The organism is Bacillus sp. UMB0728 (assembly GCF_002858875.1).
Taxonomy (GTDB): Bacteria; Bacillota; Bacilli; order Bacillales; family Cytobacillaceae; genus Bacillus_AB; species Bacillus_AB infantis.
Genome location: NZ_PKLA01000001.1, coordinates 608,567 through 628,402 on the forward strand (window position 1 = coordinate 608,567; position 19,836 = coordinate 628,402).

Consider the following 19,836-nt stretch of genomic DNA (forward strand, 5'->3'; position numbering starts at 1 on the left):
AGTTCATGAAGATGCATATGACTGCTGCTCCCTGAAAGCTTTGAGCCATTCTGATGTGCATTCGATCAGCTCCGCAAAGCAGCGGCCGGCTGAATAGGTATGGCAGGCTCCTGTAACATAATGCAAGGAACATGATCCTTCCTTCCGCTTCCTGAATTCTTCCGCATATCTTCCTGAGTGGGATACCGGAATATCCTGGTCTGCTGTTCCATGTACAATCAGGACATCGCCCCTGTATGCCGCAAGCTCTTCCAAAGGTTCATATCTCTTCAGCGAAGAAAAGTAATTGTCCGTTAGCTGATAGCCCAAATAATCAAGTGAAGCTCCCTTGTCCAGTGCCTTTACCTTTTCACTGCCGACAATGCAGACGATATCCTGATATGGTCTTGCAGAAGCCGACCATATGATAAGCTTCCGGATGCGGACATCTTTTGCAGCAGCCAGCACGGCAACGGCTCCGCCGAGGCTATGGCCGATGAGAGAAATTGAATGAGGATTTGCATAATCAAGCTTCACTGCAAAATCGATAGCAGATAAAGTCTGCTCCAGCAAATCGGGAAGACCTGTTTCTCCGTACTCACCCGGACTCTCCCCGCAGCCCTCATAATCAAAGCGGAGGACAAGATACCCCTCTGCAGTAAGACGATTGGAAGTTTTAACAAATAGCCTGTCGACACCAATACGGCTTCCTGTAAACCCATGGCAGATGATGACCAGGGGATAGCGGCGGTTCTTGCTGAATCCTGCAGGAAAATCCAGCGATCCGCACAAGTGCTTATCCTTCCAGGGTATTAGAATACTTTCTGACATATATAGTCCCTTCCCTCTATTCATTAATATGTGATCTGTTTTCCTGATAAAGTTTTAACAGTTCTTCGTACGGCACTTGAAATAGCTGGCGGCCTTCTTGTTTGTATATACCCATGGACAGCAGCTCTGAAATCAGCTGGTCCTTTTTCTCTTCTTCTTTTATCATTATAGTTTCTTCCTTCATTAAAAAAGCCCCTTCTGACCGGTGGCCCGGAAGCAGAAGAGGCTTTATGCGCGTATGGCTGCCGCTTCTCTCATCTTCCAAGCTTCCGCTTGTTGGATTTGGCACAGTTCTCGCAAGGAGTCTGCTGCCGAGGCTTCATAGGGCCAATTCCCTCCGCCTCTCTGGATAAGAGTATTCCTATAAGTTTTGTTGGAATTAAATATACGCTAATTTCTTTTGATTGTCAAGATGTACTGCTGCAATTTCCTGTTCAGCTTTTTATTCAGCTGATATAGCCAATAGGTTTCCTGTCCGAAAGTGAAATGCAAATCACAGGTCCCGATTTTAACGGCATGAGTGTATATATAATGCCCCCTCTGGAACATCGGAAACCAGGAGAACTCTTTTTCAGTTACATCCATATGGAGTCTAAACCCTTGGATGAAGTCATCATATTCAAAGGCAAATCTCTTGAAGCGAAAGCAACAGTCTATCACTTCTTTCAGTCTATTTTCTATTCTTCTTGAATAAGAATAATAGAAGGTATATGGGAGGTGGGAATGATGCAGGGCAATCGCATTCTATCTTTATGGTACGCCCTTCTGGCAATTGCGTTCTGGGGTGTTTCATTTGTTTCAGTCAAATGGCTGGTATATTATTTGGCACCGGGTGCCCTGGTTTCCTTAAGATTTATGATTGCTGCCATCTTCCTGGGCTGCCTTCTCACAATATTCAAAGAATCCTTTTACATAAAAAAAGAGCATTTCGCCCATGTTTTTATTCTTTCGGTACTTGGGGTGTTCATCCATCAAATGGTACAAGCTTCTGCCATGCTCACCCTGGATGCCTCTGCTGCCGGCTGGATGATCTCTTTCACACCTGTTTTTACTAGTTTGCTTTCCTTCCTTTTCTTATCTGAAAAGCTTTCGCTCCTTAAAATTGGGGGAATGATGATTGCCGTTACAGGGGTTCTGGTTATCTCTGCAGAAAATTCAGGGGGTACGCTTCAATTCAGCCCTGGTCTTGGTTATTTCCTCCTGCTTTTCAGTACCTTTAATTGGGCTGTTTATTCGATTTTGTCCAAGAAATTTGCACTTCCCTATTCTTCTCTTGCTGTCACCTTTTGGACAAGCCTGATAGGCTGTTTGGCGACTCTGCCATTCCTTTTGAGAAATCGGGGGTATGAATTACTGTATACCCTCCCTTTGGACGGGTGGCTGCACCTGCTGTTTCTAGGCATTTTTGTATCGGCCCTGGGCTACTGGTACTGGGGAAGGGCGCTTGAGGTGCTCGAAGCGACACAGGTTTCGGTCATGATGTATTTGGAACCGCTGTTTACACTGCTGGCAGCAATCCTTATTCTCGGGGAAAAAATCCCATTATACAGCAGCATCGGCGGAGTTCTGATCATCATGGGAGTGTCGGCTGTTAACAAGCCGGTACTCGGCTTCCTTATGAAAAAGCTTTTTAAATACCCTGTATAATAGAATTTAAAACCCTTTACCAAAAATTACATGTTTTTTCCCTTGCATAAATCTATACAGTCCGAACAAGTTTTCCTATAATGGAGATAGATTCATTTAGGAGGGAAATTGTTGAAATCCACTTTCAAAAAAATTTCGAAACCTGTCCCCCTTATTTCATTGGCCATTCTAATTGCTGCTGCTGCGCTGTGGTTCAGCCTATCCGGCAGCAAAGAAGTTACCATTCCCTTTTCTTCCATAGAAAATATCATTCAGGATCATCCTAGTGAAACTGTCCTATTAAAAGAAATGAAAAATGGCACTCTCCATTTGACCGCAGGTACAGCTGAGTATGTGTCACAGGTGCCTCCAAACAGCCAAATGGTTGCTAAACTGATTGAAAATTACAATATCCAGTACAGCTATTCTTCCGCAAATCCATTTACATTCTGGATTTTGGGTGGAACACTGATCCTTTTTGCAGGGATTGGCCTTTACCTTCATAAATCCGGCAAAGGAATATCCACCGCCAATTCGATGAAAAACAGCGCCAGCAAGGCAAAGCCCCTTCCTTCCATCACAATGGATGATATTGGCGGCCTTCAGGATGAAATGAAGGAGGAAATCCTCCAGACACTTTCCATCATTAAAGACAGGGAAGCATCAATCCAGCTTGGTGTGAAGCCGCCAAAGGGAATCCTGCTTTATGGACCTCCGGGTACAGGCAAGACGCTGCTTGCCCAGGCGATTGCCAAGGAAATCGGCGCTTCATTCTTTTCAACCAGCGGATCTTCTTTTAATGAAATGTTCGTCGGCGTAGGCGCCTCAAGGGTCCGAAGCTTATTCCAGAACGCCAGAAAGCACTCACCTGCAGTTGTCTTCATTGATGAAGTCGATGCCCTTGCAGGCAAGCGGAAGCAGCATGGCGGGGACGAAAGCGAGAAAACATTGACTGAGCTGCTTGTCCAGCTTGACGGCGGCCATTCAAATGACGGCATCCTGTTCATCGCTGCTACAAACCGCAAGGATATGCTGGATGATGCATTCCTCCGTCCAGGCAGGATTGACTTCTCTTTCCTAGTTCCGCTTCCGGATACAAAAGGAAGGCAGGAAATCATCAGCATTCACACAAAAGGCAAGCTTCTGGCAGAAGATGTAGCAGCTTCCCTGCCTGCACTGGCAGAAAGCACTTCCGGCTTCTCAGGGGCTGACATCAGCTCTCTCTTTGAGACAGCCAGCAGAAGAGCCATCCGGAACGGGAAAGAAAAAATAGATAAAGAAGACCTTGATTTTGCCATTGACCGGACGGTGCTTGGAAGCACAACACGCCCGCTTCAGGACCCCGAGACTAAAAAGAGGGTTGCCATCCATGAAGCCGGACATGCCTTGATTGCCGCCATCACCAAGCCTGGCTCAGTAAGAAAAGCAACAATCATACCACGTGGACAGGCGCTCGGATATGTTGCACCCATACCAAAGGAGCTTCATCTGTCCACCAGCAGTGAGCTGCTTGACCAGGTCAGCATGATTCTTGCTGGCGGAGTTGCAGAAAGGCTGTATCTCGGCGAGCATAGCATCGGTGTCAGCGGCGATGTCCAGCAGGCCAAGCATATACTTGAGCAAATGGTGGAAATCGGCTTATTCCAGGACGGTTTCAACCTGACCTTTGTCAAAGCGGAAAAGGAAGCCAAGATGCAAGAGCTGTTCCAGCAGGCTCTAGCTAAAACAGAAATGCTCATTAAAACGAATGAATATGAATTTGAATGCCTGGTTGCGGCCCTTCTGAAGAAAGAGACACTGGAAGGTGCAGAGGTTCAGGAAATTGTTGGCGAACCATCGAAGCAGCATGAGGCAGAACTTGTGACAGTATAGAATCAGCAGAAAGCAGCCCTCGGCTGCTTTCTTTTTTTTGATAAAAAACGCTTTGCCTATATTCCAGTATAAAGCATTGAAGAACAGCCATACTAGCGGTGTAGGAATTGCAAAGGTTTATCAGAAAAAATAGAGGCTCCTGCCGGGTACAGTCCCTATAAGCCATGCCTCATTCGTTCATTGATGAAGAATAAGTTGATGCTGTTTCTATTTAGAGTCTGAAAGGAGAATTCAATATGAAAGAACAATTAGAGCACATTAAACAGCTGCTGGAGGAAAATTTTGATCATCCTGAGTCACTGGATCTGGATTCGTGCATCCAAGAACTTGAAGCACTAAAAGAAACAGCCGGGAATAAAAAGATTATGATCCAGGATCTCATCAACAGTCTGACCCATGCCCGAAACAGCAGTAAAGAGCTTCTGAATGAAGGGACCCCTTCCTCATCAGCAGCCTTCGGCCAGGCGTACCGGGCAATTGAACAGGCCATTTCTTCGGTTTCTTTCACAGATAACGACCCATATTAAAAAAAAGGAGCGTTTCCGCTCCTTTTTTGCTGTTTTTCTCCATCTTAAAACAATTCAGCAGCTGATGCACCTGCAGGCAGCTCGAATGGATTTTCTTTGTTGATGCGGTCATAAAACATGATGCCGTTCAGATGGTCAATTTCATGCTGGACGATGACAGACGCAATCCCTTTTAGGCGCATCTCTACCTGCTCCCCTTTTTCATCGGAATATTTGATCTTGATTCTTTCATAGCGGGGAACATAGCCTTTAACCTCCCTGTCAACAGAGAGGCAGCCCTCACCCTCCGGAAGATAAACCATTGCAGCAGAGTGGCTGATGATTTTAGGGTTAAAGACCCTCAGCTCTTTTACTTCCCCTTTTTCATCCCTGAAGAAGGCAGCAAACATTCTCTTATCCTCCCCTATCTGGTTGGCTGAAAGGCCGACTCCGGGCCTGAGCTGATATTTGTAGGCCAATTCAGGATCCTGGCTGTTTTTTAGATATTCCATCATCATCTCCATGATAACATGGTCTTCCTGATTGAGAGGGACCGCCACTTCAGCTGTTTTTTGCCGAAGTATAGGATCTCCTTCTCTGACAATGTCTTTCATTCTAATCATTTTTCTGTCCTGGCTGTCCATAACTACCATTCCTTTGTTTTTTGTAATGTGTAAAGTCCTTTGCAGGCTCTTTAAAATGCCGTCTATCCATTTTCAAAATATTTGCTATAATGTTTTTGACAGGACTTTAAGTGTGGAGGCTGATGAAGTTGCGGGAGTTTGCTGAAAATCTATTTCTTCATTTTTTTATCATGATGATCATCCCGCTTATGCACAATGTTAGCATAAAGCATGAAAAAAGAGCATGGGTCATGTTTTTTGCTGCTGCTGCCTCCCTGGTGCTGACACTGGCATTTCCTGTGAGAATGTCCAATGGCCTTGAATTTGATATGAAGTTCATACCTGTATTTTTTTGTTTTTTCTATCTTGGACCTGTCGGAGGGTATTTGTCAATCGCGGCCCTTCTGATTCTCATGGCCCTTTTTAATATAGATAATCTTTATGTAACTCTCATAAATTATTTTATTATATCAATACCGATGCTGTTTATCCGGAAAAAATATCAGAAGATCAACATCCTTGGTAAAACCTTGGTTGCTTTTGCTTTTTACTTTTTAATCACGTTTACCAGGCTGATATATTTCCTGCAGACTGGCCATATTCAGCATGCAGTGAACCTTGCCCTTTTCTTTCTTTTATCATTTATAAGCCTTTGTGCTGCCATTTATATTATGGAAATGTACAGATTGCACTCAGAAATGGCTGAGAAACTACAAACAGCAGACAAATCCAATGCGATCAGCCAGCTTGCAGCCTCTGTTGCCCATGAAATCAGAAATCCCATGACGACAATCAGAGGATTTCTGCAGCTTATGAAGGAAGAGCAAAACCTGACGGACGGCCAGCGGTCATATGTAGCAACTTCACTTGAAGAGCTTGACAGGGCGAATCATATTATTTCAGATTTCCTTTCGCTCGCAAAACCTTCGATATCCTCAAAGGAAAAGCTGCCGGTAACAGATCTAGTGAGGGAAATTTCCGAATTCATCAGGCCTTTTGCCCTTTTATCCCAAGCAGAAATCAGATGTCGTACCCAGGATGATTTATATATATATGGCAATGCAAATGAATTTAAGCAGCTGATGATCAATCTTATAAAAAATGGGGTAGAATCAATGCCTGACGGAGGTTCTATCATTGTGACCGCAGAGCAGGATCAGAAGCAAGTTTCCGTAAAAATAAAAGATGAGGGCTCAGGTCTTTCACCTGGACAGCTCAAACAGCTGGGCAGCCCCTATTATTCAACTAAAACGAAAGGCACTGGCCTGGGGCTGCTTATTTCATTTGATATCATCAAACGGCTTGACGGGCATTACGAAATCATCAGCGAAAAGAATAAAGGGACTGAATTTATACTGATTTTCCCTGCAGCTGAAAGAGAATCCAGCGGACAGCATCCAAATCAGCCATTGTAACCAAAGGAATACTGCCCAATAAGGCAGCGTTCCTTTTTATATAAGCAGTGCGTCCTCAAACGGAGCAAAAAAGACTCCTTTTGGCCCCAGCATATCTGTTTCTGAATCTCTTTTTTCTCCTTTTACCTCATATTCACCTTCAGGGAAATAATCGAACATTCCGCTCGATTTATGAAGCTCTATAAAACAGTCATGAAGCTCACACATTAATGTCTGGTATTCTTTATTGTCTAAGGGGTCTCCGTATTCATCCAGCTTAAAATTGGCCTTTATCAGCTCTTCAAATTCCAGATTGCCTGAAGAAGCTACATACAGGTCTACATCGCTGCAGTCTATGCAGAGCAGCATCGGGTCGTCCTTGATGTCCAAATACGCTTTTTCCACCATCTTTAACAGCATATCCTCTATTTCATCTGCATTTATAAGTGTTTTGGCTGTTTGCAGCATGAATATTACACCTCCAAAACCGAAACCATCCAATAGTACATGAGGTTTCGTCTGGGTTCTATTATAACAAATCGCACCCAATAAGTCGTCTTTCGAGCTGATGCGCCATAAAACGCCAGCATGCTTATTTTTTCGGTAAGAAAAAGGGCAGGCGTGTCAGATTATGCGCTTTCCCAAGAAATATTTCTTATTTCCTGTTAGGGGATATGCTGCAGGCGGAATGTTTTGGGTCTATCAGGGTAGATTGTTATTATACAAATGTGTACTTGGAAAGGAGAATGTAACATGAAAATCCTGATTGTTGGAGCAAATGGGCAAATAGGCAGACATCTGATTGAGAAACTGGCAGAAACTGAACATAAGTCAGTTGCCATGGTTCGTAAAGAAGAGCAGGAAAGCGAATTGAGAGAACTCGGTGCCGATGAAGTGGTCATTGGTGACTTGGAAAAAGACTTCTCGCACGCTTTCGAAGGAGTGGACAGTGTTATATTCACTGCGGGTTCCGGCGGGCACACAGGTGCGGATAAGACCATACTCATAGACCTTTGGGGTGCAATCAAGACGATTGATCAGGCGAAAGAGCATAATATCAGCCGCTTTCTTCTTGTCAGCAGCATGAATGCGGACACTCCTGATACAGGGATAGAATCCATGAAGCATTATTTTGTGGCTAAGAAACTTGCTGACGATCATCTGCGTTCATCAGGGCTGGATTATACAATCGTACGTCCGGGCGGACTTCTTAATGAGCCTGCGACGGGGAAAATTCTGCTGGAAGAAAAGATCAAGGAATTCAGCTCAAGGGAGATCACCCGTGAAGATGTCGCAGCGGTCCTGGCAGAAGCGGTTGACCTTGAGAATACCTATAAGAAAACATTTGAAATCCTGAACGGGGAAACACCGATTAAGGAAGCATTGAAGCAGGTATAAGGAAGAAAGCCAAAAGCAGGGTTGCTGCTTTTGGCTTTTTATATTTGTGTGAGATAGGATTTAGAAAAAGAATCTTTAGACTTTATCAATACTCCACATTGGAATGATATAGATCGTTGAAGATAAGATACCTGGTAAAGAAAGCCAGTGTGGTCTGCTTCTATTTTGGTTTACCAGTAATAGGGGTGTTGATTTCCGTTCCAGGCACTTCGCTTTCCGCGGGGCGGCGCTGAGCCCTCTTCGCTCCGCTCATGCGGGGTCTCAGCCTTGCCGCTATCTCCCGCAGGAGTCTACGTGCCTTGCACTGCCATCAACTGTTCTCTATTATTTTTTCTCCATACTTCTAGCCGATTACGGCTGTACTATAACCGCACCAATCATACCCCTCTCATATTCCCCCACACAAATGTATGCAGCTGGGGCAGAACCCTGACTTCTTTCATTTCTTCTTCAAGCATTGCTTTTTCGATCAGCCAGCTGTATTTCTTCAGCTGCTGGCTCAGGAATTCGTCATTATTTGCAGCAGACAAATGTTCGTTGCCTGCCTGCAGGTAAAGTGGAATTCCTGGATATCGCTTCATTACCTTTTTGCTGTATTCAAAATCATTCTCGTCAAAAATAACCACCTTCAAGCTCACCTGGTGTGTAAAGCGATCTGCCAGTCTTTCAAAAATATCATCAAGAATTTCGAAGTCTGTTATCATGCCAGAGCTTGGCGGCTTTGGCGAGATTGTCAGCTGATCTATGGAATAGAACCAGTCCTGCCAGCGGCTGCCCTGTGTTTCCAGACAGAGTTGAATATTTTCTTTTTTTAACAGGCTAATCAGTTTGTCGAGATTTTTAAGGAGGGCAGGATTGCCGCCGGAAATCGTGACGAATGAGAAGCCTTCCCCGCCGATTGCCTTAAGTTCATTCCAGATTTCTTCTGCATCCATCTGTCTGATCAGCTCCTTGCCTGTTCCATCCCAAGTGAAGGAAGAATCACACCACGAGCATGAATAGTCGCACCCGGCGGTCCTGACGAACATTGTCTTCTGGCCGATGACCATCCCCTCACCCTGGATGGTAGGCCCGAAAATCTCCATGACTGGAATCTTACTCATTCTCCATCCACTCCCTCCTCGCCTCTGCATAACTGGTCGGAGTTTCAAACAATCTCACGAATTCGACCTTTGCATCCTGCTGCGGCGAGTAATCCTTTAGGCAGGCAGACATTTGCTCATAAATCCAGACAACCATATTTTCAGCTGTGGTGTTCATCGGAGGAAGTGTTTCATTCAGATATTTATGGTCAAGGTGGACTTCAATTTGTTTTTTCCATATTTCTTTAATATCTCCAAAGTCTATCAAAAGGCCAATTTCATCCACATACCCGCTGATTCCGAAGATGACCTTGTAGGTATGCCCGTGAAGGTTTTTACATTTGCCTTCATAGCAATGGAGATGATGGGCAGCATCAAAAGTGAATTCCTTGCTTACTAATACTCTTTTTCTATGATATCTTAGCTGGTTTTGCTTTATATCTTCATTTATCTTCTGAAGCTTGTCGACGATCCGGAAGCCATACATATCAGACTCCCTGCCTTTCAGCAAGATAGTCTTCCAATCCGCGCTTGCGCAGCCTGCAGGCAGGACATTCCCCGCAGCCGTCAGCGATAACACCCTCATAGCAAGTCAGAGTCTGCTTTCTTACATATTCAAGCGCCCCCAGCTCGTCAGCCAGCTTCCATGTTTCCGACTTATTCAGCCACATGAGCGGTGTGTGAATGACAAATTGGCTATCCATTGAAAGATTCAATGTGACATTAAGCGATTTAACAAACTGGTCGCGGCAGTCGGGATAGCCGCTGAAATCTGTTTCGCATACGCCTGTAATGATATGCTTCGCTGCAACCTGGCTGGCAAGCACCCCTGCAAAAGATAAAAACAGCAGGTTCCGGCCTGGGACGAAGGTTGAAGGAAGCTCCCCCTCCTTCTCCTCTACCTTGATATCCTTCCTTGTCAAAGCATTAGGAGCCAGCTGATTTAAAAGGCTCATGTCAAGGACATGATGCTGGATAGCTAGGTCAGCGGCAATTTTTCTGGCGCATTCGAGCTCGGCAATATGCCTTTGGCCGTAATCAAAGGTGACTGCCTCCACCTCTTTGAAGTTCTTCTTAGCCCAAAAAAGGCAGGTCGTGCTGTCCTGGCCGCCGCTGAAGACGACGATTGCTTTTTCGTTTTTCATGGTTTGATCTCCTTTAACAGAAAAACAGCACCACTAAGAAAGCGGTGCTGTTTTCCTTAGTTTTTTTGAGAGGGTAGCTAGAACCTCTACCGTTTCAAGAACGGATTTTTATGCAGTTGTCGAAAATGACAGGTTTTATTCTACCATAAATATATGAGTCTATAAAAGATTGATTCTCTTTTTCTTAATAAAAATGTTTGATGCATGAGACACGTGGTATATAAATAATGCAAGCCAAAATATTAAAGGAGGGACTGGAAGCGATGGATCGCAGAACAGCGACTTCAAAATTGGTATTTGGCGCTGCACAAGAGGAAACTTTTACAGACAGGTCAATTGGGACACTTGTCCTGAATCGATATACGTAAACATCGATTCGGCTTTGATGTCTGGTTTCCATGATCCTTTTGGAGGATTGAGAAAAAGCGCCTATTCAGGGAATTGACGCTTTTTCTCGTTAATGGCTATTACGAAGCTGTCTTTGCCTTTTAATCCCCATCCTCCGTGACATCGAGGCAAGGCCAAAACTAATCAGGAGGGACTGGTATCGATGATTCGGTTAACAGCGACTTCTCGTTTATCGTTTGGCATTGAGAGAAAGATCAATTTTGCTTACCGGTCAAAGGGTCCGCAGTTCTATGGCCGCTATATGATAATACGGTAAGGAGCAGAAAGCGCCGGCAGAATCCGGCGCTTTTTGTTTTATGCCGGAAAAATGGATTTCTCCCCTTTTTTGTGCTAGAATCCCCTTTAAATAACCAGCCGCAAGGAGTATTGACATGACAGCTTATCAAATTATTTTTTTGGATATTGACGGCACCATTCTTCGTCCTGATGATACCATACAGGAATCGACCAGGCATGCAGTCGCACAGGCAAAAGAAAAAGGCATCGAAGTGTTCCTTGCCACCGGCAGGCCATTGCATGAAATAGCAGAAATCGGAAAAGAGCTGAACATTTCCTCTTTTATCGGATATAATGGGGCCTTTGCCGTCCACAAAGGCAAAACGGTCCTGGATAAGCCGATGGACCGGCCAGTGATTGAAGAGTATTTGCAGACGGCAATAGAGTATAATCATCAAGCAGTGCTTTATTCGAGTGAACAAAACTTATTGACCGACAAAGATGCCGGTAAAATGAAAGACTTCCTTGCCAAGTTCCATCTTAACAAAAACGCACTGATCAAGCCTGAGCACTTCGATCAGATTCTTGGAATGACAGTCCTCTCTCTTAAAGAAGGAGAACAGCATCTTTATGAAAGGAATGGAATTCACCTTTCCCAGGTTAATGTAGATGGAATGCGCGACTGTTATGACGTGATCCGCGATACAGTCAATAAAGGTTATGCCCTGGAGGTCGTCATGAAAGAGCTTGGCATCCCCCGGGAGGCCTCGATTGCTTTTGGCGACGGAATGAATGATAAAGAAATGCTGAAATATGCCGGTGTAGGAATCGCAATGGGCAATTCACATCCTGACCTGTTGGAGTATGCAGACAAAAAGACGACCACAGTGTCAGATTCCGGCATTTTTAATGGGCTGAAAGAGCTTGGAATAGTAAATTGAATTGCAGCCGGAAACTATTTCCGGCTGCTTATTTTATTGGATTTCAGCTCTTCTTCCAAAGCCAGCATCGTTTCAGAGAGCTGCATCGTAATTTGCGACAGTTCATCTTTATCTTTTTTGCCGCTGCTCAGGTCGATAGGCTGTCCGATTTTAAGCAGGATAGGCTTGCCTGACAGCAGTGCTTTGACGCTTTCAGGTCCATAAAAGGCAGCAGGCACGATCACCGTCTTTGCCATGCTTGCAATTGTGACAGCCCCCCTTTTCAGGGATGCCTCCTCGCTCGACCTTGTGCCTGATGGAAAAATCCCGACTGTCTTCCCCTTTCTCAGAAGCTGGAGAGGAATCTTCAGTGTGCTTGTGCCAGGGTTTTCCCTATTAACAGGAAAAGCATTGATGCTTGTCAAGAACTTGCCTGCCAAACTCTTTTCAAACAGTTCTTTTTTTGCCATGAAGTGAATCTGCTCCGGGAAAACTCCAGCACCAAGTGCGACTACATCGACCCAGCTCCTGTGTGTACAGGCAATTACATACCCTTTTTCATCCGGCAGATTTTCCTTCCCTTCTATAATGAACTTCCCTCTTGATTTAAAAACTGCATTAGCCAGCCGGGCAAAAAAATTATACATCATGCTGACCCTCCCTTGTTGACAAGATTTATCATTATTTTAACACCAATTATTAGTATCTGGTACTAAATTTTACGAAAATAAAGAACGGGCTATTTAGGAGCCCGTTCTTTCCTCATTCAAATGAATCCACTTCAAGGAGGTCCCAGGAAGTAATGAAGCCTTGCGGTTTTTCATTATATCCGCCATGCTCTGTAACAATGATCCCTTCCAGCTTTTCATTCTTTGCATGATGGTCCTCGAACATATTTTCAATTTCAAAGATATCTAAATCTGCTGGAGCAAAGGCGATTTGATGCTTGAATTTCTTGTTATACAGTTCCTTGATTTTCACTTCCTTAAGGCTGACAGTATCCTCAGAGAAATGCTCAGACATCCATTTTACGATTTCTGCTGAAGTAAGGAGCCAGCTGTATTCTTCTTTTTCGTTATAAATTGGGAATTGTGAATGCGAGAAACTATTGATAACCGAAAGCACATCTGAAAGCTTCCCTTCTTCATAAAAATAAAAGACCGGCTTGGCTGCTACCGAGATTGCAGTTTTAGGCTTTTCAAAATAATCGGCAATCTTTTCGATCTTTTCAACTGTTTCCAGATGGGGCTCTGCAATATAATAGCCAAGATCTATTTTTTCATGGACGATTGCGTTTCTCAGCTTGGCGAATTGGAAAAGATCAACCTCGTAACTTCTTACAAGTGAATGGCTTTTCCCCAAATCGACCAGCTTATGGAATTTGTCAGTGCGCGCGTTTTTAACTGATTGCTTCAATGCTTTGTGAATACGATTGAACGCAGCTTCAAAGCGCTCAGACAGGTTTTTCTCTGCTGTTTCTGCCATTATAATCTCTCCCAGGAATAAAATCTTTCGTTCATTTATTCCCTGATTCGCTGAAAAACTAACATCGGAAAAGAAAGTATTGATCTTCCTCATTAATATAATCTCAGCAAATATACTGAATGGATACTATTTTGTGACAATCTCAGATGGTTTAGATTCATTGCCGGATGAGCTGACTGCTGTGATATAGAAGGATGTTGCTTCTTCATTATCAATAACCATGCTCTTTCTGTCATGAGATGAAATACTGGCTGCATGGATGAAGTCTCCATTTTCTGTGCTGCTGTAAATGCGGTATCCTGAAATCTCACCGCTTCTGACTGCATGCCAGGTAAGCAGGCCCCCGCTTATTTTTACATGTTCAGGCGGTGGCGGTACTACCAAGGTTTCTGCTTTGTCTTCCTGTCCTGACTTAAGTACTGTGTAAACAACAAGCCTTTCTTCATGCGTGTTTGTTTTACGATTGTAAGTACCTGTGCACGTTATAAGGTTAAGCCTCCGTTCGTCTGAAGGACCAAACACTTCGCTGATGGGTGCGCGGTCATAAGGATAGCTTTTTAATTCCTGAACCTCAAACGTATAGCTTAGTCCATCCTGTGCTGTTACAATCACTGCATCCCCTTTTACAAGATCTTTTAAATAGAAAAAAACTGCGGGTCCTGCTTTACTGTCTACATGCCCAGCTATGACACTGCTTCCTTTTTCTCCAGGTTTTATTCCCGGTTCGAACCATCCGGCGGATTCGTTGTCATCAGGAACCCCCATTGCGCCATTCTCCAGGACGCCTACCTTGCCGACCGGGGCCTCGATTCCCAGAGAAGGGATTTTTATTGCTGCTGGTTCTATCCCTTTCAAATTCTCTTCTTCCTTGGTTTGAATCTTTATATCTACTGAATGGAATTCGTTTTTAATTTGTGACTTTTTTAGTTCCAGCTCCTGCTTTTGTTTAATTATGGGGGGATCCTCTAATTCATTGCTGTCCTTATAGCTAAAGCCTCCGATGATAAAACAGATCAGGCTGCCGGCAAGCAATACGGCTGGTTTTTTCATGGCTTCACCTCTCTATGTCGCGGTTAAATCAAAACCGGGAAGAGGCCAGCGAACTTCCCAATTTTGCTGCAATTATTTTACTGCTTTTTTTCTAAGAGAAAATACTCCTCCTGCTGCAAGCATCACACCGAGTACACTCCATAAAATTGTGGCTGCATCTGCAGGATTGCTTGCTCCGCCCAAGCCTGTCTTGGGCATAGTTTCCGGCATGGCTGCTTCTGCAAACTTATCAGGCATCTGTGTGACAATTGCATTTCCCAGTACTTCCCCGATCGTGAACATAGCAGCAAATCCTTCACGGAAAGTTCCTGCTGACTCCTCATAATTGCCGGCTTTATATTGGTCAAAAGCCATGAGGACCTGGTTTTCATGGGCTTTTACAGCTGCTTCAGCGTCAGCTGCAGGAAGATTGCCATCTGTTGCCGCACCGAGGAATCCGCCGAAATCTTTTGCAAATTTGTCAAGCTGTGCCCTGGCTGCTTCGGCAGCTTCTTTATCTCCTTCAAGCTCTGCTGCTGCAATTTTGCCCTGGGCATTAATGTGGTCAGTCTGCCAAACTTTTTCAAACTGCTGTGCACCAGCTTCACCGTAAATGCTGCCTATGGCCGCCTTGAAGTCTGCAGTGTTGGCATTTTCTGCCCAAGTGATGAAATCATAATCCTCTGACTGAGTATATCCTTTTTCCATTCCCATGACTGCCAATGCAAAGTGTTCGGAAGCGAGGCTATTAAGGGCTGACCTCAAATCGGCCGCTGGCGTGTCAGAAGAAGAATTTGCAAACTTTTCCGGCATTTGAGCTGTGATGGCTGATGAAAGTGCTTTGCTGATGGAGAACATATGCTTGTACCCTTCACGGAAGCTTTTGTATGCTTCCTCGTATTCACCCTCAACATAATGATCAAAGGTTTGAATGACTTGGTCTTCGTGGAGGCTGACTGCTTTTGCAGCGGCTTCTGCCGGCAGCTTCCCTTCTGTTGCCTTGCCTAGGAAGGTGGAAAATTCCTCAACAAATTCTTCCACTTCCTTTTCTGCTTCCTGTCTGGCAGCTTCATCATTATTCTTAGCTGCTTGCACGAAGGTGTATGCATAGCCGTTATGTCCCCGGAAAATCCTTTCAAACTCAGCAGCTCCTTCCTCACCGTATATGGAGGCAATTGCCGGTGTCATGTCGAGTGCATTCTGGTCCAGCGCTTTTGTAAGTGCTTCCGCATCCGTGGCACCTTCAAAGGATTTGGTCATGGACGAAACGGCAAGTATATAATGCTCTGATAAAAGCTGATCAAGTGCTGCCCTTAGATCGGCTGCTGGTGTTTTTACCGTTGGTGTCTGTTCTGCGGCAGATCCTGCAGAAGGGAATAAAAGTGAAAGCCCCAGTACAGGAATAATCATTTTTTTCAGGTTTTGTTTCAAATTCATGTGATGCACTCTCCTTTTCATAAGTTATTTTTTTGATTACATCTACTAAACGCAGCGGATTTTCTTTTGGATCACATTATAGAGACATTTTTTAATATTTTCTCAATATGAAAACATGCAGGAAGTTTTTATAGAGCCATTTACACTTCATTTCTATCTAAGAAGCCGGATGCTTCAACCTGCCCACCGGCATATAAAGAAAGCCGGCTCCCTATTCGGAAAGCCGGCCTTTTATTGCTATAATTCAGAGCTTAAGACGATCTGCCCCTCTGGCAGGGAGTTGCCTGCTCTTGGCTCCAATGTCACTGCTATGGTATCCCAGTTTTCACTGCTGCTGTCTGCTGCTTGATAAAAGGCTGTACCTTTACTGGTGCTGTCTGGTACAAATGAACCTGCTGGAACAGGATTGCCGCCATTAATCAGCCACACCTGGTATACCTGTTCTCCTTCAGTCTGTTCTAGCCCTTCTGCATTAACAATGACTTTCAAGCCATTACTCTCCTGTATGAGATAGGCTTCAGCATTGCCGTCGAAGTTTTCCCCAGGCTGCAGGGCAATAGAAGAGATTTTTTCTTCCGCCCTTTGTACAGGCTCTTTCTCAGAGAGCTTTATTACTGCATAGCCATTTCCAATGACAGATAGAAGGAGTGCCGCAGCTAATGCTGGCATCTGCCATTTTCTCTTCTGTTTTGAAGTCAGTCCTGCCGGCTCATCAACTTTGTCTTCCTTAGCTGCTGTCTGCTTTTCTTCATTTGGGAATATTTCTTTAAATATACGGTCTTTCATGCCCTTTGGAGGCTGGACTTCCTCTGAAAGGAAGGGAAGATGGCCGGATAGCATTTTCAAATCCTCCATTTCTGCCCTGCATTCTTCGCAAGTCAGCAGATGCTGTTCGAATGCCTGTTTTTCTTCCTCTGAGAGTGTGCCATTAAAGTAGTCAATTGATAGTTCGCAATAATCTTTGTTCATGCCTTCTCCCTCCCTTCCGCAGCATCAAGAAATTTTCGGAGATTCCTAAGTGCCAGCCTTGCCCTGCTTTTGACAGTTCCAAGTGGAATATTGCAGGATTCAGAAATTTTCTGCTGTGTGAAACCTTTAAAATAAATAAGATCAATAATCCCTTTTTGGTCTTCAGACAGTTTTGAGACTGCACTATGTACCTTCATTCTTTCTTCTTTCCACTCTGTCTGCTCTTCCGCCGAGCTTTCCAGGCTGGCGGCCGGCTGAATTTCGTCAATAGGAACAGGACCCTTCTCCTTTTTCCGGATGATATCAATAGCTGTATTGCGCGCCATTGTAAACAGCCATGAACTGAATTTTCCTTTGTCTTCGGTATAATGTCCCTTGCCTCGCCAGATTTTTAAGAACACTTCTTGAAGGGCTTCCTCTGACAAATCTCTGTCTTCTGTCATTTTATATAAGAAAGAGAATAGGATTTTCTCGTATTTGTCATACAGATCCTCTAGTGCCTGCTTATCTTTACGAAGTATCTTTTCATAAAGCAAGCTGTCATTGCTTCTGCTCATCGTATTCCTCCTTCTTTTCAGGTTAGCTCTATCATTATATCGGAAAGTACTGTGCAGGAAGTAAATCAAATCTGCCCGCTCTATGCAAAAAACGAAAAGAAAAGGAATTTGGATCAGTTAAGATTATATTTTTTTCATATTCATGGCTTCGTCTTAAAAGGGTCATATTTTGTTCATACTTTAACGATACACTGATCTTGTGGCTGCAGGCCGCCTGCTTTTCCCCTTTTTAATATGGCCCTGCCTCTTTATCTTTGCTAACGGATATAGAGGCGGGCAAGCAAATGAATACCTCCCTTATCCTTCTGTTAAGGATTTTCCCGCCCGGCCAAAAAGCCGGGCATTTTTGTTATCAGCCTGAAGGTTAAATAGTGTGAATATTACGCCAATGAGGATATAATAAATACAGGCGATTAGAATACTATTTATTATTCTGCTCAAAGGTTTTAGGATGAACACAATTGAATATACTGTTTAAGATATGAGTGTATAATCCTGCTGCCGGCAGTACAGCCAGCTGCCAGGAAAGAAAAGGAGGGATGCGGGTGACGGAATTGGAAATTGGACAGCAGGCAGTTCTATTGAGAGAATCACACCGGAAAATGACAAAAGGAAAAATTCTCAAACGTGCTCTCCTCATTACGATAGGAGCAATCCTTATGGGAGTCGGGCTGGAGATTTTCCTCGTTCCCAACCAGGTCATTGACGGAGGAATAGTCGGCATTTCAATCATGCTGTCCCATCTTACAGGCGTTAAGCTCGGACTGATCATCTTCCTGCTCAATATCCCCTTTTTCTTTATCGGCTACAAGCAAATCGGAAAAACATTCGCGATTTCCACACTTTACGGTATTTTCATCCTTTCTATTACAACTGCCCTCCTTCATCCAGTGCCTGCTTTCACACAGGATATCCTCCTGGCATCTGTATTTGGAGGAATCGTGCTTGGAATCGGGGTCGGCATTGTCATCCGGTACGGAGGCTCCCTTGATGGAAGTGAGGTTCTCGCCATACTGGCCAATAAGAAACTTCCATTTTCAGTTGGGGAAATTATCATGTTCATCAATCTGTTCATACTTGGAAGTGCAGGGTTTGTCTTTACATGGGACCGGGCTATGTATTCTCTCATTGCTTATTTTGTTGCTTTCAAAACCATTGATATTACAATTACAGGACTGGAAGAATCCAAATCAGTATGGGTCATCAGCGACAACTACAGGCAGATCGGGGATGCCATCAACAGCCGCCTTGGGCGGGGTGTAACTTATCTTTCTGGAGAAGGCGCCTATTCCGGGGATGATAAAAAAGTGATATTTTGTGTCATTAACAGACTGGAAGAAGCAAAGCTGAAAGAAATAGTTGAGGGGCTTGATCCTTCTGCTTTCCTTGCCGTCGGAGACATTGCCGAGGTTCGGGGAGGAAGATTCAAGAAGCAGGATATTCATTGAGGATGTCCCGGACAGGATAGCCTCATTTTTTTGTGGATTTTTAAAAATAAATGAACGAATTCAGTTTTGAACCGTCTTATCTTTGTACTTATAAATTTTAAGAGGTGTTCATGATGACAGAATTCTATATCTTTTGGCTGGCTTCGGTATTTGGAGCCATACTTGTCATTCCTTATCAGACCAAAATATTGCATGGCCGCATCCAGGAAGCGGCAGAAAAGCAGCCGAAAAAGAAGCTGCCTCCCCTCCCGGTGCTTGCACTGATTGGTGCAGTGCAGACTGGAGTCCTCCTGGGGGCAGCCTCATTTACAGGCACCTATCTGGCTCCAAAGACAGATTTGCAATGGCCGCTGCTGGACTATTATTTATATGGCACGAGGATATCTTTTTCAATATGGCCTGTTATGCTGCTTAGTATCCTTGGCGGTGCAGCATCCGCCTTGGCAATCCTGCTGCTGGACCGGATATTCAGCAAAAAGATGCCTCAAGCGGAAGCGGAAACACCGACAAGAAAACAAGCTTTTCTTGCTTCCTTTTACGGCGGAATATCGGAAGAAGTGCTGATGAGGCTGTTTCTGATGACATTGGTTGTCTATATGCTTTCATTCCTGTCCAGTGGAGGCTGGATCTACTGGACTGGAATAATCTTGGCTGCCTTCTTGTTCGGTGCAGGCCATCTTCCGGCAAGCTATCAGATATACGGGAAATCACTCATCGTGACGCTGCGGACTATTCTCCTCAATATGGTGCCCGGCATCCTTTTTGGCTACTTATATTGGAAGTATGGGATTGAAATGGCCATGCTGTCCCATTTTTGTGCAGATATCGTCCTTCATGTCATCCTAGCCCCGCTTGCCGCAAATTCAAGGAAGCAGTAAGGACCAGCGATTCCTGCAGCTGAACACATTTTT

Annotated in this window: 21 protein-coding genes and 2 riboswitches; of the genes, 8 read left to right on the forward strand and 13 right to left on the reverse strand. The window is 44.3% G+C overall.

Features of this window, described 5'->3' with window-relative positions; genetic code table 11:
• Positions 1-3 precede the first annotated feature (3 nt).
• Both CYJ37_RS02995 and CYJ37_RS03000 read right to left on the reverse strand, forming a co-directional pair.
• Complete coding sequence (locus CYJ37_RS02995) at positions 4-810, reverse strand: alpha/beta hydrolase (protein ID WP_257964156.1); 807 nt, start codon at positions 808-810, stop codon at positions 4-6.
• A gap of 16 nt (positions 811-826) precedes the next feature.
• Positions 827-994 carry a Fur-regulated basic protein FbpA gene (locus CYJ37_RS03000; protein ID WP_084520832.1) on the reverse strand — a complete coding sequence of 56 codons (168 nt, stop codon included), beginning with the start codon at positions 992-994 and terminating at the stop codon, positions 827-829.
• A gap of 67 nt (positions 995-1,061) precedes the next feature.
• Positions 1,062-1,166, reverse strand: a riboswitch (SAM riboswitch).
• A 367-nt stretch (positions 1,167-1,533) separates the two neighbouring features.
• On the opposite strand from CYJ37_RS03000, the gene CYJ37_RS03010 reads away from it, so the two are divergent.
• From CYJ37_RS03010 to CYJ37_RS03020, 3 genes are all read left to right on the forward strand, one after another.
• A complete protein-coding gene (locus CYJ37_RS03010) occupies positions 1,534-2,457 on the forward strand; it encodes a DMT family transporter (protein ID WP_101547805.1) in 924 nt (307 codons plus the stop codon).
• A gap of 111 nt (positions 2,458-2,568) precedes the next feature.
• The gene (locus tag CYJ37_RS03015; protein ID WP_009793688.1) at positions 2,569-4,308 is read left to right on the forward strand and encodes an AAA family ATPase; all 1,740 of its coding nucleotides are present in this window, start codon (positions 2,569-2,571) and stop codon (positions 4,306-4,308) included.
• Positions 4,309-4,544: 236 nt separating this feature from the next.
• Complete coding sequence (locus CYJ37_RS03020; protein ID WP_101547806.1) at positions 4,545-4,835, forward strand: hypothetical protein; 291 nt, start codon at positions 4,545-4,547, stop codon at positions 4,833-4,835.
• 44 nt (positions 4,836-4,879) lie between these two features.
• On the opposite strand, the gene def is transcribed toward CYJ37_RS03020, so the two are convergent.
• Positions 4,880-5,458 (reverse strand): peptide deformylase, encoded by a 579-nt coding sequence (gene def, locus CYJ37_RS03025; protein WP_009793686.1) that lies wholly within the window; start codon positions 5,456-5,458, stop codon positions 4,880-4,882.
• 122 nt (positions 5,459-5,580) lie between these two features.
• Between def and CYJ37_RS03030 the strand changes: the two genes are divergently transcribed.
• Positions 5,581-6,852, forward strand: a complete 1,272-nt coding sequence (locus tag CYJ37_RS03030) for an ATP-binding protein (protein WP_101547807.1) — start codon at positions 5,581-5,583, stop codon at positions 6,850-6,852.
• Between the two features lie 36 nt (positions 6,853-6,888).
• Here CYJ37_RS03030 and CYJ37_RS03035 read toward each other — a convergent pair whose 3' ends face one another.
• Positions 6,889-7,299 (reverse strand): hypothetical protein, encoded by a 411-nt coding sequence (locus CYJ37_RS03035; protein WP_240684124.1) that lies wholly within the window; start codon positions 7,297-7,299, stop codon positions 6,889-6,891.
• A gap of 285 nt (positions 7,300-7,584) precedes the next feature.
• Between CYJ37_RS03035 and CYJ37_RS03040 the strand changes: the two genes are divergently transcribed.
• Positions 7,585-8,229, forward strand: coding sequence for an SDR family oxidoreductase (locus tag CYJ37_RS03040; RefSeq protein WP_009793683.1), 645 nt, complete (start codon positions 7,585-7,587; stop codon positions 8,227-8,229).
• A 377-nt stretch (positions 8,230-8,606) separates the two neighbouring features.
• On the opposite strand, the gene queE is transcribed toward CYJ37_RS03040, so the two are convergent.
• The 3 genes from queE to queC are packed head-to-tail and all read right to left on the reverse strand — an operon-like array spanning position 8,607 to position 10,456.
• Positions 8,607-9,332 carry a 7-carboxy-7-deazaguanine synthase QueE gene (queE, locus tag CYJ37_RS03050; protein WP_009793682.1) on the reverse strand — a complete coding sequence of 242 codons (726 nt, stop codon included), beginning with the start codon at positions 9,330-9,332 and terminating at the stop codon, positions 8,607-8,609.
• Positions 9,325-9,798 (reverse strand): 6-carboxytetrahydropterin synthase QueD, encoded by a 474-nt coding sequence (gene queD / locus CYJ37_RS03055; RefSeq protein WP_101547809.1) that lies wholly within the window; start codon positions 9,796-9,798, stop codon positions 9,325-9,327. Before queD ends, queE begins: the two co-directional genes overlap by 8 nt.
• 1 nt (position 9,799) lies before the next feature.
• Positions 9,800-10,456, reverse strand: a complete 657-nt coding sequence (gene queC / locus CYJ37_RS03060) for a 7-cyano-7-deazaguanine synthase QueC (protein ID WP_101547810.1) — start codon at positions 10,454-10,456, stop codon at positions 9,800-9,802.
• Positions 10,457-10,506: 50 nt separating this feature from the next.
• Positions 10,507-10,549, reverse strand: a riboswitch (PreQ1 riboswitch).
• A 686-nt stretch (positions 10,550-11,235) separates the two neighbouring features.
• Between queC and CYJ37_RS03065 the strand changes: the two genes are divergently transcribed.
• Positions 11,236-12,021 (forward strand): HAD family hydrolase, encoded by a 786-nt coding sequence (locus CYJ37_RS03065; protein WP_101547811.1) that lies wholly within the window; start codon positions 11,236-11,238, stop codon positions 12,019-12,021.
• Between the two features lie 14 nt (positions 12,022-12,035).
• Here CYJ37_RS03065 and CYJ37_RS03070 read toward each other — a convergent pair whose 3' ends face one another.
• The 6 genes from CYJ37_RS03070 to CYJ37_RS03095 form a co-directional block, all read right to left on the reverse strand.
• The gene (locus CYJ37_RS03070) at positions 12,036-12,647 is read right to left on the reverse strand and encodes a lysophospholipid acyltransferase family protein (protein WP_035402537.1); all 612 of its coding nucleotides are present in this window, start codon (positions 12,645-12,647) and stop codon (positions 12,036-12,038) included.
• A gap of 115 nt (positions 12,648-12,762) precedes the next feature.
• The gene (locus CYJ37_RS03075) at positions 12,763-13,485 is read right to left on the reverse strand and encodes a CBS domain-containing protein (protein ID WP_022543894.1); all 723 of its coding nucleotides are present in this window, start codon (positions 13,483-13,485) and stop codon (positions 12,763-12,765) included.
• Positions 13,486-13,611: 126 nt separating this feature from the next.
• Positions 13,612-14,535: a class F sortase gene (locus tag CYJ37_RS03080; RefSeq protein ID WP_101547812.1), complete on the reverse strand. Its 924-nt coding sequence runs from the start codon at positions 14,533-14,535 to the stop codon at positions 13,612-13,614.
• A gap of 72 nt (positions 14,536-14,607) precedes the next feature.
• Positions 14,608-15,951 (reverse strand): copper amine oxidase, encoded by a 1,344-nt coding sequence (locus tag CYJ37_RS03085; protein WP_180827230.1) that lies wholly within the window; start codon positions 15,949-15,951, stop codon positions 14,608-14,610.
• A 237-nt stretch (positions 15,952-16,188) separates the two neighbouring features.
• The gene (locus CYJ37_RS03090; protein WP_101547813.1) at positions 16,189-16,920 is read right to left on the reverse strand and encodes an anti-sigma factor; all 732 of its coding nucleotides are present in this window, start codon (positions 16,918-16,920) and stop codon (positions 16,189-16,191) included.
• Positions 16,917-17,477, reverse strand: a complete 561-nt coding sequence (locus CYJ37_RS03095; RefSeq protein ID WP_009793671.1) for an RNA polymerase sigma factor — start codon at positions 17,475-17,477, stop codon at positions 16,917-16,919. The genes CYJ37_RS03090 and CYJ37_RS03095 overlap by 4 nt, the downstream gene beginning before the upstream one ends.
• A 602-nt stretch (positions 17,478-18,079) precedes the next feature.
• On the opposite strand from CYJ37_RS03095, the gene CYJ37_RS03100 reads away from it, so the two are divergent.
• Both CYJ37_RS03100 and CYJ37_RS03105 read left to right on the forward strand, forming a co-directional pair.
• Positions 18,080-18,925, forward strand: a complete 846-nt coding sequence (locus CYJ37_RS03100; protein ID WP_374703147.1) for a YitT family protein — start codon at positions 18,080-18,082, stop codon at positions 18,923-18,925.
• Positions 18,926-19,035: 110 nt separating this feature from the next.
• Positions 19,036-19,803: a CPBP family intramembrane glutamic endopeptidase gene (locus tag CYJ37_RS03105; RefSeq protein ID WP_009793669.1), complete on the forward strand. Its 768-nt coding sequence runs from the start codon at positions 19,036-19,038 to the stop codon at positions 19,801-19,803.
• Positions 19,804-19,836: the final 33 nt, after the last annotated feature.